This is a genomic window from Nevskia sp. (assembly GCF_021732705.1).
In the GTDB taxonomy this organism is placed as follows: domain Bacteria; phylum Pseudomonadota; class Gammaproteobacteria; order Nevskiales; family Nevskiaceae; genus Nevskia.
On sequence record NZ_JAKFUM010000005.1, the window covers coordinates 55,961 to 70,136 of the forward strand.

General features: G+C 65.0%; 12 protein-coding genes. 3 read left to right on the forward strand and 9 right to left on the reverse strand.

What is annotated here, in order from left to right; translation table 11 throughout:
- Nucleotides 1–36 precede the first annotated feature (36 nt).
- From QZ951_RS05220 to QZ951_RS05230, 3 genes are all read left to right on the forward strand, one after another.
- Nucleotides 37–987 carry an amino acid ABC transporter permease gene (locus QZ951_RS05220; protein ID WP_292999288.1) on the forward strand — a complete coding sequence of 317 codons (951 nt, stop codon included), beginning with the start codon at nucleotides 37–39 and terminating at the stop codon, nucleotides 985–987.
- 7 nt (nucleotides 988–994) lie between these two features.
- Nucleotides 995–1,735 (forward strand): amino acid ABC transporter ATP-binding protein, encoded by a 741-nt coding sequence (locus QZ951_RS05225; RefSeq protein ID WP_292999290.1) that lies wholly within the window; start codon nucleotides 995–997, stop codon nucleotides 1,733–1,735.
- A gap of 137 nt (nucleotides 1,736–1,872) precedes the next feature.
- Nucleotides 1,873–2,568: an SOS response-associated peptidase family protein gene (locus QZ951_RS05230; RefSeq protein ID WP_292999292.1), complete on the forward strand. Its 696-nt coding sequence runs from the start codon at nucleotides 1,873–1,875 to the stop codon at nucleotides 2,566–2,568.
- 1 nt (nucleotide 2,569) lies between these two features.
- Here the strand turns inward: QZ951_RS05230 and QZ951_RS05235 are convergent, their stop codons facing one another.
- From QZ951_RS05235 to nuoG, 9 genes are all read right to left on the reverse strand, one after another.
- Complete coding sequence (locus QZ951_RS05235) at nucleotides 2,570–3,811, reverse strand: cyclopropane-fatty-acyl-phospholipid synthase family protein (RefSeq protein WP_292999294.1); 1,242 nt, start codon at nucleotides 3,809–3,811, stop codon at nucleotides 2,570–2,572.
- Between the two features lie 129 nt (nucleotides 3,812–3,940).
- Nucleotides 3,941–5,386 carry an NADH-quinone oxidoreductase subunit NuoN gene (gene nuoN, locus QZ951_RS05240; protein ID WP_292999296.1) on the reverse strand — a complete coding sequence of 482 codons (1,446 nt, stop codon included), beginning with the start codon at nucleotides 5,384–5,386 and terminating at the stop codon, nucleotides 3,941–3,943.
- Nucleotides 5,383–6,927 (reverse strand): NADH-quinone oxidoreductase subunit M, encoded by a 1,545-nt coding sequence (gene nuoM / locus QZ951_RS05245; protein WP_292999298.1) that lies wholly within the window; start codon nucleotides 6,925–6,927, stop codon nucleotides 5,383–5,385. Before nuoM ends, nuoN begins: the two co-directional genes overlap by 4 nt.
- Nucleotides 6,924–8,777 (reverse strand): NADH-quinone oxidoreductase subunit L, encoded by a 1,854-nt coding sequence (gene nuoL, locus QZ951_RS05250; protein ID WP_292999300.1) that lies wholly within the window; start codon nucleotides 8,775–8,777, stop codon nucleotides 6,924–6,926. Before nuoL ends, nuoM begins: the two co-directional genes overlap by 4 nt.
- Before the next feature lie 211 nt (nucleotides 8,778–8,988).
- Nucleotides 8,989–9,324 carry an NADH-quinone oxidoreductase subunit NuoK gene (gene nuoK, locus QZ951_RS05255; protein ID WP_292999302.1) on the reverse strand — a complete coding sequence of 112 codons (336 nt, stop codon included), beginning with the start codon at nucleotides 9,322–9,324 and terminating at the stop codon, nucleotides 8,989–8,991.
- A gap of 33 nt (nucleotides 9,325–9,357) precedes the next feature.
- Complete coding sequence (nuoJ, locus tag QZ951_RS05260; protein ID WP_292999304.1) at nucleotides 9,358–9,846, reverse strand: NADH-quinone oxidoreductase subunit J; 489 nt, start codon at nucleotides 9,844–9,846, stop codon at nucleotides 9,358–9,360.
- 15 nt (nucleotides 9,847–9,861) lie between these two features.
- Nucleotides 9,862–10,398 carry an NADH-quinone oxidoreductase subunit NuoI gene (nuoI, locus tag QZ951_RS05265; protein WP_292999305.1) on the reverse strand — a complete coding sequence of 179 codons (537 nt, stop codon included), beginning with the start codon at nucleotides 10,396–10,398 and terminating at the stop codon, nucleotides 9,862–9,864.
- 19 nt (nucleotides 10,399–10,417) lie between these two features.
- Nucleotides 10,418–11,416: an NADH-quinone oxidoreductase subunit NuoH gene (gene nuoH, locus QZ951_RS05270; protein WP_366943812.1), complete on the reverse strand. Its 999-nt coding sequence runs from the start codon at nucleotides 11,414–11,416 to the stop codon at nucleotides 10,418–10,420.
- A gap of 8 nt (nucleotides 11,417–11,424) precedes the next feature.
- The gene (nuoG, locus tag QZ951_RS05275) at nucleotides 11,425–14,163 is read right to left on the reverse strand and encodes an NADH-quinone oxidoreductase subunit NuoG (RefSeq protein ID WP_292999308.1); all 2,739 of its coding nucleotides are present in this window, start codon (nucleotides 14,161–14,163) and stop codon (nucleotides 11,425–11,427) included.
- Nucleotides 14,164–14,176 lie beyond the last annotated feature (13 nt).

The following is a 14,176-nucleotide window of genomic DNA, read 5'->3' on the forward strand; positions in this document are numbered from 1 at the left end:
GTTGTCATGGCACGGCTTTCGCTCGATGAATCCACAATGTCCAATACCACCACTCGCTGGCTGTGGCATGCCTTGGCCGTTGCGTTGCTTGCAGCGCTCGGCACCGGCCTCTACATCGCCAGCAAACGCATCGACTACACCTGGCGCTGGGAGCGAATCCCGCAATACCTGATCTCCACCGAAGGCGAGGACCTGAAGGCGCCGTTCGATGGCTTCATCGTGGTCTCCGAGGACGGCAAGCAATTGTCGATGACCGCGATGCGCGGCTCGGAGACCCATGACTTCACCGGCTTCAGCCGGATCCTGTCGAACAACGGCGATCTCGTGTTCGAGGGCGATGTCGTGGCCAAGACCGATCAGGTCGGGCCCGGCCCGCTGCTGGTCGGCCTGTGGCTGACCCTGAAGATTTCGGCGCTGTCGCTGGTGTTCGCGCTGCTGCTGGGGCTGGTGTTCGGTCTCGGCCGGGTGTCGAAGAACCCGGCGGCGCGCGACCTCGCCGCGTTCTATGTCGAAGTGATCCGCGGCACGCCGCTGCTGGTGCAGATCTTCATCGTCTACTTCTTCATCGGCACCGTGCTGCAGCTGTCGGCCTTCGCTGCCGGGGTCGTGGCGCTGGCGGTGTTCACCGGTGCGTATGTCGCCGAGATCGTCCGTGCCGGCATCGAGGCCGTGCCGAAGCGGCAGACCGAGGCCGCGCAGAGCGTCGGGCTGTCCGGTGCGCAGACGATGATGTACGTGATCCTGCCACAGGCCACGCGCCGCATCCTGCCGCCGCTGGCCGGGCAGTCGATCAATCTGATCAAGGATTCGTCGTTGGTGTCGGTCATGGCGCTGACCGATCTGACCAAGGCCGGCCGTGAGGTCGTCAGCTCGACTTTCAGCCCGTTCGAGGTCTGGTTCACCGTGGCGCTGATGTATCTGCTGCTGACCGGCGTGCTGTCGGTCGCGGTTCGTCGCCTTGAAAAGCGTTACGCGTCCCAGGATTGAGCGAGCGATGACGAATCCGGTTTTGATTGAAGCGAAGAACGTCGAGAAGCGCTATCCGAATGGCGTGCTCGGGCTGAAGACCGCGTCGCTGGCTGTGAAGGCGGGCGAGGTCGTCGTCATCGTCGGCCCGAGCGGCTCGGGCAAGTCGACCCTGCTGCGCACCTTCAACGGCCTGGAAGCGATCACCGCCGGCGAGATCGTCGTCGATGGCCATGGCCTGCACGAGCGCGGCGCGGACCTGCGCGCGCTGCGTCAGCGAGTCGGCATGGTGTTCCAGCAGTTCAACCTGTTTCCGCACCTGACGGTGCTTGAAAACCTGACGCTGGCACCGCGCAAGGTCTTGAAGCTGTCGGAGTCCGAGGCGGTCGAGCGGGCGCTGGCGCTGCTGAAGAAGGTCGGACTGTCGGACAAGGCCGAGCGCTATCCGTCGCAGCTGTCGGGCGGTCAGCAGCAGCGCGTCGCGATCGCGCGCGCGCTGGCGATGCAGCCGGCGGTGATCCTGTTCGACGAGCCGACCAGCGCACTCGATCCGGAAATGGTCGGCGAGGTGCTCGAAGTGATGCGCCAACTCGCGACCGAAGGCATGACCATGTGCGTCGTGACCCACGAGATGGGCTTCGCCCGGGCCGTGGCCAATCGCGTGATCTTCATGGATGCCGGCGAGATCCTGTGCGAGGACCCGCCCGCAGCGTTCTTCGATGCCCCGAAGCACGAGCGCCTTCGCAGCTTCCTGCGTCAGGTGCTTTGACCTCGAGGACCTGCCCCGAAGGCGTTTCCGCGCGCTAGACTTTCGCCCGCCCGCGCGCCACCCGGCGTGCCAGATTTGATGAATCGTTGACGCAGCATCGGGCAAGCTGCTGTGCCGTTTTGACAAGGAGCCGCACCATGCTCGGACGCATCGAATACAAACCGACCCCCGCAAAATTCCTGACGGTCGAGCGCCATTTCGGTCGCCGCTCCGTCGAGCGCCTGCTCGGCATCCGCGATCACTCGGACGTGCTGCCATCGGATTCGATTCCGATCATCCGGCGGCAGCTCGATCAGTCCGCCGAGGTCATCGCGGCGCGCTGGGGTGCGATCATGCGCGATGCACCGGCGCCCGCGGCCAACTCGTCCGTGGCGAACCTGTTTGCTGCCGAGCCGGCGATCGAGGCGGCGCCGGGTCATCCGGTGTGGGGCACGGCGATGGCCAACGCGCGTTGCCTGATCCCGGCCACCGGCTGGTATCGCTGTCTGCCGCGGATCGACGAGGCCACCGGCGAGCCGGTGGTGGACCCGGAAACCCGCGCGGTGGCGAAGCGCCGTTTCGCGCTGCGCAATCCGCGTCAGCAGATGGTGTCGTTCGCGGGTGTCTACCGGACGCGCAGCATCGGCGGCAACACGCAGCTGTCGGCCACGATCCTGATGCGCGCGGCCCCCCCGGAGCTGGCCTGGCTGCATGAATACGTGCCGTGCGTGCTGCCGGAGTCGCTGTGGGGCTCATGGCTGAACCCGACACTGGTAGAGCCCTGCGCGATCTCGCAGATCCTCGACCGTGCCCAGCACGAGTTCGATGTCAGCGAGACGGCCTGGTGTCGCTGAATCAGGCGAGACCGTTCGGCAACGCCGATTCCCGCGATCGCAGCGCGGTCTCGGCGATGCCGAGGTAATCCCGGGTGATCGGCAGCGCCGCCGCCGATTTCGCAAGCTGCATCTGGATCACCATCTGCTTGCCGTAGCGGAAGCCGATTTCGCCGGCGATCAGATAGAACTCCCACATCCGGCAGAAGCGGGCGTCGAACATCGCCTCGGCGCTCGCACGCTGCGCGCTGAAACGCGCCTCCCAGTGCACCAGCGTCTCGGCGTAGTGCCGGCGCAGGATTTCGATGTCGGTGATCCACAGCTTCGCGCTCTCGGCGGCGGCGGAGAATTCCGAGACCGCCGGTACGTGGGCGCCCGGGAATATGTACTTGCGAAACCACGGCGAGATCGAGCCCGGACCGCCCATCCGGCCGATGGTGTGAATCAGGGCGGCGCCATCATCGGTCAGCAGGTTCGCGACCTTGGCGAAGAATTCCTGATGCTGGCTGACGCCGACATGCTCGAACATGCCGATCGACACGATGCGATCGAACGGGCCCTGCACGTCGCGGTAGTCCTTCAGCTCGAAGCTGACGCGCCCGCTCAGGCCGCGCTCTTGCGCGCGCTCGGTCGCCAGCGCGTGCTGTTCGACCGAAAGCGTGACGCCGACGACGTCAACGTCGGCCACTTCGGCCAGATACAGCGCCATGCCGCCCCAGCCGCAACCGATGTCGAGAATGCGCTGGCCCGGCTTCAGGTCGAGCTTCGCCGCGATGTGGCGCAGCTTGTTGCGCTGTGCGACTTCGAGCGTGTCATCCGGGCTCAGGAAGTAGGCGCAGGAATAGTGCAGGTCGTCGTCGAGGAACAGGCGGTACAGTTCGTTCGACAGATCGTAGTGATGCGCGACATTGCTGCGTGCGCGCTTCAGCGTGTTGCGGCTGCCGAGCTTGCGCAGACGCTTGTAGGTGTCGCGCACGGCTTTCTGCAGCGGTTGGCTGCGCAGGTGGTCGCGATTCAGCGCGAAGATCATCAGCAGGTCGCGGATCGAGCCTTGCTCGACCACCAGCGTGCCGTCCATGTAGGCCTCTCCGGCCTTCAGTTCGGGATTGAAGAACAGCGTGCGGTACAGCGCCGGGTCGGTCAGGCGAATGACGACCGTCGGGCCTGGCGCGCCGGCATGGACCTCGCGGGAGCCATCGGGACCGATGACGGTCAGGCTCCCGGTACGGACGAAACGACGCAGCATTCGATCCAGCAGGCGCATCGTTCTGATCCCTCAAGTGCGGCGCGGAACCGCATGGTCCGCTGCCGGCTACAGCCGTGACCACCGAAAACAAGAAGGCGGGTTTTCACCCGCCTTCGTCAACGCCCTGCGAAGCGGACCGCGAACGCGCTAGTGCAGTCCAGCCGCCTGAATCGCGCTGATGAACGGCTGCGGATAGACCCCGAGGACGATCATCAGCACCATCAAGGCCACGACCATCGCACCACCGGTGCCGGAAGCCCAGTCGAGCGGTGCCGAGTACTTGCGGACCCACGGTGCACGCAGATACAGCTGCACCATCGCGCGCAGGTAGTAGAACAGGCCGACGGCGCTGCCGGCGACGATGGCGGCAAGCAGCAGCCACTGACGCTTCTCGACACCCGCGGTGATCGCATAGAACTTGCCGATGAAGCCGGCGGTCATCGGGATGCCGGCCAGCGAGATCAGCGCCACGGTCAGGATTGCGGTCAGGTACGGGCGACGCCAGAACAGGCCGCGGTAATCCCACAGCGTGTCGGCGTCGTGGCTCTTGTACGGGCTCGACATCAGCGTGACCACGCCGAATGCGGCGAGTGTCGTGACGACATAGGTCAGCAGATAGACGCCGACCGCTTCCGAAGCCAGCGAGCCGGCCGACACGAACGCCACCAGCAGGTAGCCGAAATGGGCGATCGACGAGTAAGCGAGCAGGCGCTTCAGGTTGTCCTGCAGCAGCGCCAGCACATTCCCAACGACGATCGAGATGATGGCCAGCGCGGCCAGCACGTCGAGCAGCAGATCGTACTGATACGCCTTCGCCTCGATGAAGTAGCGCAGCAGCACGGCGAACACGGCCACCTTGGACGCCGTCGCGAGATAGGCGGCGACCGGGGCCGGCGCACCCTCGTAGACGTCCGGCGTCCACAAGTGGAACGGCGCCAGCGACAGCTTGAAGCCGAGACCGACCAGGATCATCGCGCCACCGACCACGACGACGGTGTAGCTCGATCCGGTGACCGCCGCGACGCGCGCACCGATGTCGGTGAACGACAGCGCGCCGGTCTGCGAATAGATCAGCGCCATGCCGAACAGGATGAAGGCCGATGCCGCAGCCGACAGCACCAGGTACTTCATGCTCGCCTCGAGCGAACGGCGCTCCTTCACCAGATAGCCGATCAGGCCGTACAGCGGCACGCTGAGCAGTTCCAGACCGATGAAGAAACTGGCGAAATGCCGGGCGCAGACCAGCACGAGCCCGCCGAGCACCGACAGGTTCAGCAGCAGGTACACCTCTTCCTTGTTGCCGTCATAGCCTTCCATGTAGGCGTGCGACAAGGTCGCCGTCGCCAGACCGGTGGCCAGCACCAGCGCCATGTAGAAGCAGGAATAGCTGTCGACGACCAGCAGCGGCGTCACGATCTGCGGCGACACGAAGTAGGCGATGACGCAGCCGATCAGCGCCAGATTCAGGCCGACCACGGAGAACGTCGCGTTCCACCAGTGGTGGCGCTTGATCGCGATGGCGGTCATCACCCAGATCACCGTGGCGCTGGTGAACAGGATCGGCAGCATCGCCAGCAACTGACTCCGGGTCATGGCAGCACTCCGGCGACGGCAGCGGCAGGTGTCTTCGCGGCCGCTGCATAGATGGCTTCGACACCGGCCATCGGCGCCTTCGTGATCTCGAGGATCGCCTGCGGATACAGCCCCATCCACAGGATCAGGATCATCAGGCTCAGCATCGTGGCGATTTCACGGAAGTTCAGGTCGCGGAGCTTTTCAGTGCTCTGCGTCGGTCCGAAGAAGGCTTTCTGCATCATCAGCAGCGAGTAGACCGCCGCCAGAATCAGGCCGCTGGCCGAGATGATCGTGATCACCGGTGCCACCTTGAAGCTGCCGACCATGATCAGGAATTCGCCAACGAAGTTACCGAGGCCGGGAAGGCCGAGGGCCGCGGCGGTGAAGAACATCGCGATTGGCGGCAGGATCGGCAGTCGCGACCACAGGCCACCCATCTCGCGCAGGTCGCGGGTGTGCAGGCGTTCGTAGACTTCGCCGCACAGGATGAACAGCGCACCGGCAGAGATGCCGTGCGCCAGCATCTGCATGATCACGCCCTGCAGCGACTGCGTGGTGCCGGCGTAGATGCCGATCATCACGAACCCCATGTGCGACACCGAGGTGTACGCGACGAAGCGCTTGACGTCGTTCTGGGACATCGACATCACGGCACCGTAGATCACGCCGATCACGCCGAGCCACATCGCGAACGGGGCGATCTCGTGAGAGGCGTTCGGGAAGAACGGCACACCGAAACGCAGGATGCCGTAGGCCGCGGTCTTCAGCAGGATGCCTGCGAGGTCGACCGAACCCGCCGTCGGTGCCTGCGAGTGGGCGTCCGGCAGCCACGAGTGCAGCGGCACGACCGGCATCTTGACCGCGAACGCGACGAAGAAACCGAGCATCAGCCACCACTCGGTGCTGGCCGACATCGGCGTCTTCAGCAGGGCTTCGTACGCAAACGTCAGGTTGCCGGTGGCGGTGTAGTGCACGAACACCAGCGCCAGGATCGCCACCAGCATCATCAGCCCCGATGCCTGGGTGAAGATGAAGAACTTGGTCGCCGCAAACACGCGGCCCTTGCCGCCCGGGGCGTTATGTCCCCACAGCGCGATCAGGAAGTACATCGGCACCAGCATCACTTCCCAGAAGAAGAAGAACAGGAAGAGATCCATCGCGAGGAACACGCCGATGACGCCGGACAGGTTCCACAGCAGGTTCAGGTGGAAGAAGCCGACATTGCGCTGCACCTCGTTCCACGAGCAGGCCACGGCGACGACGCCGATCAGGCCGGTCAGCGCGACCAGCACCAGCGACAGGCCATCAAGCGCCAGATGGAAGCTGATGCCGAGGCGCGGAATCCACGACGTCTGGAACTCCTCGACCCAGCGCGGGCTCTGGCCGTTCAGCAGGGTCAACGAGTAATCGCCGGTGATCCAGAGCCAGACCGTGATGCCGAGCACCGCCATCATCGTGCCCAGCGCGACCCAGCGTGGGAACCCACGGCCGAAGCGTTCGCCCTGCCAGCACAGCAGTCCGCCCACGAACGGGATCAGCAGCAGCCAGACCAGAATCATGACAACACCACCAGGGCAATGATGAGGACCGCACCGCCGGCAAGGCTCGCGGCATACCAGCGAATCTGGCCGTTCTGCGTTCGCGAGAACACGCCATTGAGCGCGGTCAGCGGCGACGTGACGCTCATCACCGCGACATCGAACGCGTCCTTGCGCAGCAGGTGGACCAGACCGGTAAACGGCTTGACGAACAGCTTGTCGTACAGCCAATCAAAGCCGAAAGCGCTATACCAGAACTTGGCGATCATCGCCGCCGTCGGGTTCTTGCCGAGATTGGTCACGAAGCGACGCTCGCCGAAGAACAGCGCGTAGCCGATCGCCACGCCGAGCAGCGCCACGGCACCGGACACCAGCGCAATGTTGGTGTGCACCGAATGCTCGGCGTGATGGGTGGCTGGCAGCACGGCTTCGACCGGCGGATGGATGAAGCCACCGACGAGCGTCGACAGCACGATCAGCACCATCAGCGGCAGGTTGTACGAGATACCGTGCCCGGCATGGACGTCGGCGTGGCCGTGATACTTGCCGAAGAAGGTGATGAAGATCAGGCGCGACGTGTAGATCGACGTGAGGAAGGCGCCGAACAGAGCGGCATAGAACAGACCCTGATGGCCGCCGGCCCAGGCGCCGATCAGGATCTCGTCCTTCGAATAGAAGCCGGCCGTCAGATACGGCAGCGCAGCCAGTGCCGAGCCGCCGATCACGAAGCTCCAGAACGCCAGCGGCAGCTTCTTGCGCAGTCCACCCATGTGAAAGATGTTCTGCTCGTGGTGGCAGCCGAGGATCACGGCACCCGATGCCAGGAACAGCAGCGCCTTGAAGAACGCGTGCGTCATCAGGTGGAAGATCGCGGCGGACCAGGCACCCGCGCCGAGCGCCAGGAACATGTAGCCGATCTGGCTCATCGTCGAGTAGGCGAGCACACGCTTGATGTCGGTCTGCACCATCGCCGTGAAGCCGGCGATCAGCAGGGTCACGGCCCCGGTCAGCCCGACCATGTCGAGGGCAAACGGCGACAGCTCGAACAGCGTGTGGGTGCGGGCGATCAGGTAGACACCCGCGGTGACCATCGTTGCCGCATGGATCAGTGCCGAAACCGGCGTCGGGCCCGCCATCGCGTCCGGCAACCAGGTCTGCAGCGGCAGCTGGGCCGACTTGCCGACAGCACCGCCGAGCATCAGCAGGGCGATCGTCGTGATCGCAGCCGGCTTGTCGGCGTAGAACGCCGGCGCCGCAGTGAGGATCTGCTGGATGTCGAGCGTGCCGAGGTCACGGAACAGCAGGAACAGGGCGATGGCCATGAAGGTGTCGCCGACACGCGTGACGACGAAGGCCTTCCGTGCTGCGAGGCCGTTGGCCGAATCGCTGTACCAGAAGCCGATCAGCAGGTACGAAGCCAGCCCGACGCCTTCCCAGCCGAGGTACAGGAACAGCAGGTTGTCGCCAAGCACGAGGAACACCATGCTCATGACGAACAGGTTCATGTACGAGAAGAAGCGGCCGTAGCCCGGGTCTTCGCGCATGTACCACGACGCGAACAGGTGAATCAGGAAGCCGACACCGCAGATCACCGAGATCATTGTCAGGCTCAGGCCATCGAGCCGCAACGCAAACTCCGGCGTGAAGTTGCCGACCGAAATCCAGGTCCACAGGTGCTGGGTGAAGACGCCACCTTCCGGCGGCGACGTCATGAACTGGAACACGCAGCCCGCCGTGACCAGTGCCGAAATGCCGACCGAGCCGACGCCGATGGCGGCGGCCGCGTTCTCGCTCCACCGGTCACGGCCGAAGGCCAGCAACAGGAAGCCGATCATCGGCGCGAGGAATACCAGGAACAGGAGATCGAACATCAGCAGGTTTCCGCTTGTTTGTCGGACGGCTGTTTAGCCGTCTCTGGCGAGATTTTCGCCTTCGTGAGCTGTCCCAGCCCGACCATCCATGGCCGGGCGTTCGCGGCCAAAGCGAGCGGTGCTCGCAACGCATGGCCGCTCATGTCGGCCCGATCGCTCCGCGCTCGGGCGTTCGCGGCCACAGCGAGCGGTGCTCGCAACGCATGGCCGCTCACCCCTTCATCTCGGATGCCGCGTCGGTGTCCAGCGTCTGGAACCGGCGGTACAGCTGGAGGACGAGGGCGAGGCCGACGCTGGCCTCGGCGGCGGCAAGCGTGAGGATCAGGATGAACATCACCTGACCATCGGCCTGACCCCAGCGGCTGCCGGACGACACGAAGGCGACGGCGGCCGCGTTCATCATCACTTCGATCGACATCAGCACGAACAGGATGTTGCGGCGAACGAGGATGCCGAGCAGGCCCAGCGAAAACAGGATGCCGGACAGGATCAGCGCGTGTTCCAGCGGAACGGTCGCGGCCGTGGTAGCGATTTCGGAGGTGGTCATTGTCGTTTTAGTGATCGCTGACGCCTGGAGGCGTCAGTCGTGTCTCCCCAGATGGAATGCCGCAACCAGTGCCGCCAGCAGCAGCATCGACGCCAGTTCCACGACCAGCAAGTAAGGGCCGAACAGCGCGATGCCGACCGCCTTCGCTTCAATGGCTTCCGCGCCGATGCCGCCGCCGACGGTCGGCGACAGCACGCGAATCATCTCGACCATCAACACGCCGCACAGCAGCCCCGGGCCGAGCCAACCTTTGGGCGTCAGCCAGCGGCGCTCCTGATCGATCGCCGCCTGACCGAGGTTCAGCATCATCACCACGAACACGAACAGCACCAGAATCGCGCCGGCGTAGACGATCACTTCGAGCGCGCCGGCAAACGGCGCACCGATCGAGAAGAACACCATGGCCACGGCCAGCAGCGACGCGATCAGGTACAGCAGGCCATGGACCGGATTGGTGTTGGTGATCGCGAACACGGTCGCGATCACGGCGACGGTCGCCGACAGATAAAAGGCAATTTCCACGATGGTCGTCCGGACTCAGGGCAGCAGCGATTTCACGTCGACCGGCGGCGTCTCGTTCGCGGCCGAACCCTTCGGCTTGCCCGCGATCGCCATGCCGGACATGCGGTAGAAGTTGTAGTCGTGGTACTTGCCGGTGCCGGCGATCTGCAGGTGTTCTTTCTCGTAGACGAGGTCCTGCCGGCGGTACTCGCCGAGCTCGTAGTCCGGTGTCAGCTGGATCGCGTTGGTCGGGCAGGCTTCCTCGCAGTAACCGCAGAAGATGCAGCGCGAGAAATTGATGCGGAAGAACTCCGGATACCAGCGACCATCTTCCCGTTCGGCCTTCTGCAGGCTGATGCAGCCCACCGGACAGGCAGCCGCGCACAGGTTGCACGCGACGCAACGCTCTTCACCATCCGGATCGCGTGTCAGCACGATGCGGCCGCGATACCGCGGCGGCACGTAGATCGGCACTTCCGGATACATCAGGGTGTCGCGCTTGCGCCAGCTGTGGGTGAAGACCATCCCCATGCTGCGCAGGTTGCTCCAGATGCCGCTCAGGATTGCTTTCATGTGTCGTGGCTAAAAATTCTTACGGATTCGAGAGCACGAACGCGCCGGTCACCAGCATGTTGATCACCGCCAGGGGCAGGCAGAACTTCCAGCCGCCGGCCATGACCTGGTCATAACGCGGACGGGGCAGGGCTGCGCGCAACAGGATGAAGATCAGCACGAAGAACAGCGTCTTGAACACGAAATAGGGGAGCGCCAGCCACGGAGTCTGTTCGACGCCGGGGCCATGCCAGCCGCCGAAGAACAGGGTCACCAGCAGCGCCGAGACCAGCACCACGCCGACATATTCGGCCACCATGAACATGCCGAACTTCATGCCGGAGTACTCGGTGTGATAGCCGGCGGCGAGTTCCTGTTCGGCTTCCGGAAGATCGAACGGATGGCGATGCACCACGGCGATCGCGGCCAGCGAGAATGTGCAGAAGCCGAAGAACTGCGACACGATGAACCAGCCGTGCTCTATCTGGTACGCAACGATGTCGCTGAGCTTGAACGAGCCGGTGAGCATCACGACCCCCATCAGCGCGATGCCCATGAACACTTCGTAGCTGACCATCTGCGCGGCCGAACGCAGGCCGCCGAGCAGCGAGTACTTCGAGTTCGACGACCAGCCGCCGAGCATCACCGCGTAGACCTCGAGGCCGGCAATGGCGAAGAAGAACAGGATGCCGATCGACAGGTCCGGCGCCACGCCCCAGGTCGGCGTGATCGGAATCAGCATGAACGCCAGCATCAAGGTGCCCATGGCGATCATCGGCGCCATGATGAAGGTCGGCTTGTCGACGAACGGCGGAATCCAGTCTTCCTTGAAGAAGATCTTGACCATGTCCGCCACCACCTGCAGCGAGCCGAACGGGCCAACGCGGTTCGGGCCGTAGCGGTCCTGCCACAGGCCGAGCAGACGACGCTCGATCCAGATCAGCAGCGCCGCGACGATCACCATGCCGAACAGGATCGCGAGGCCCTTGAGGACCTCGACGATGATCGCGACGATCGCCGGCGCCGTCAGGAACTCGATGAGCGCGGTCATGCGCGGGCCGCCCCGCTGATCTTGGCGCGGCTACCGGATACCGCGAACGGCACGCCCGGCAGCATCGGCACGGCCATCGTGCCAGCGGCGAGTGCGGCATGGCGCTGCAGCGGCAACTGCACCGTCACGTCGTCGAGCTGAACGCTGACCAGCGCGCCGTCGACCAATCCCAGCGCATCGGCATCCGCTGCATTCAGCGCGACATGCGCGGCCGGAATCCGGCTCTGCACCGGTGCCGCCTTGGTCGACAGTTCTTCGCTGCCGAAGATGTGATGCGAGACGACGATCTGGAACTCCCCGGCCGCCGCCGCGAACGCGGGCGGCACGTGGTTCGCGTAGGCCGGCACGGCCGGCGCATTCGCCGCCGGTTCGATGATCCGCACGCCGGCGTCACCGCCGAGCGAGTGGCCCCCGACCTCGTCCATGTACTTGTTCCACGACTGCGGCGAGTTCCAGCCCGGCGCCCAGGCAAACGGCGTCAGCGCTGCCGGCCGTTCGCCGGCCTGCACGCCGTTGTGGCCTTCCATCGAGAATGCCAGCGCGGTGTCGGCGTCCTGCGGCTGACGCGGCTCGTGCACCGACAGGTTGGCGCGCATCGCGGTGCGACCGGAATAGCGGTGCGGCTCGCGCGCGATCTTGAGGCCGGTGATCCGGAACTTGGCGCCGGGTGCCGCTTCGGTGATGCGGGCAAGGGCCGGCAGCACCGCGGCGACTTCCGCCGTGACATCGTCGAGCTGCGTCCACACCGTGGCCTGACCGAGTTGTGCCGCGCGCACGCCATGCAGCCAGTTCCAGCTTTCGCGAATCGCCGTCTCCGGCTTGTAGTAGGTCGGATCGTAGATCTGGAAGTAGCGCTGCGCGCGCCCTTCGTTCGAGATCAGCGTGCCATCGGCTTCGGCAAAGCTGCCGGCGGACAGCAGCAACTCGGCGCGGGATGCCGTCTCCGTCAGCTGATGGTCGACGACGATCAGCTTGGCCTTGGCCAGCACGGCGTCGACGCGTGCCTTCGGCGCGCGGCGATACAGATCGTTCTCGAGCACGACCAGCGTGTCGGCACGGCCCGACTCGATCGCCTTGAATGCGTCATCGATGCCCGGTGCCGCCATCATCGCGAGGCCGATGCTGTTCGCTTCCGGCACGGCCAGCACGAGTTCCACCGACTTGCCCTTGGCATGCAGCGCCCAGGCGACATTGGCGGCGGCGTTGATCACCGATTCCGAGCCGGCACCGGTGCCGGACACGATGACGGCCTTGGTCGAGGCGAGCAGGGTGTTCGCGATCCGGCTGGCGCGTTCGGCGGTGGCCGCATCGAGGTCGGCGACGGCCGGCGAGGCCGGATCGATGGCGTGGGCCACGGCGTAGCCGAGTCGAGCGAGGTCTGCCGGCGCGCTGCGCACGGTCTCCAGCGCGATCTCGTCGATGCGCGTGGCGTCCGCGGTGGCGATGAAGATGGGGTGCTTGTGATGCTGGCCGATATCGGCAATGGCAATCGCCTGCCATTCGGGGATGTGCTGCGCCGCTGCCATCTGCGTTGCCTTGCCGCGAGCGACCTGCCGCAGCGCCAGCGCCACGCGCGGCGCGGTGTTCATCACGTCCTCGCCAAGCACGAACGCGGCGTCCGCCGATTCGATGCCGCGCAGGGTGGCTGCCGGAACCGGGCCAGTGCGCAGAACTTCCGTGACGCGCTTGACGAGGACACCTTCGGCCGCGGCATGACCGTCGAAGAAGTTGGCGACGCCGACGACCTGGCGCAGCGCGAAATTCGATTCGAGGCTGGCGCGTGGCGAGCCGATGCCGACGACGCCCTTCGCCGTCTTCAGCAGGTTGGCGCCGTTCAGCAAGGCCTCTTCCGGCGACACGATCGCGAGCTTGCCGTCACGACGCAGCATCGGCTGACGCGGACGGTCGGCGTTGTTGACGAAGCCGTAGCCGAAGCGGCCGCGATCGCACAGGAAATAGTGATTGACCGAGCCGTTGTAGCGATTCTCGATGCGGCGCAGTTCGCCGTAGCGTTCACCGGGCGAGATGTTGCAGCCGACCGAGCAGCCCTGGCAGATGCTGGGGGCGAATTGCATGTCCCACTTGCGGTTGTAGCGCTCGCTGTGGGTCTTGTCGGTGAACACGCCGGTCGGGCAGACCTCGGTCAGGTTGCCGCTGAACTCGGATTCCAGCACGCCGTCTTCAGCGCGGCCGAAGTAGACGCGGCTGGCCGAGCCGTAGACGCCCAGGTCCTTGCCGCCGGCGTAGTCCTTGTAATACCGGACGCAGCGGTAACAGGCGATGCAGCGATTCATCTCGTGCCCGATGAACGGGCCGAGGTCCTGGTTGTTGTGCGTGCGCTTGGTGAAGCGATACGTACGCGAGGCATGGCCGGTCATCACCGTCATGTCCTGCAGGTGGCAGTGGCCGCCTTCCTCGCAGACCGGGCAGTCATGCGGGTGGTTCGACATCAGCCACTCGATGACGCTTTCGCGGAACGCCTTCGATTCGGCATCGTCGATCGAGATCCAGGTGCCGTCGCTGGCCGGAGCCATGCACGACATGACGATGCGGCCGACCGTGTCGTTCTCGTCGCGGTACTGCTTCACGGCGCACTGGCGGCACGAGCCGACGCTGCCGAGTGCCGGATGCCAGCAGAAATACGGGATGTCGAGTCCAAGGCTCAGGCAGGCCTGGAGCAGGTTGTCTGCTCCATCGACCGTGAACTGCTTGCCGTCTACGTGAATGATGGCCACGTGGTGTCGTATC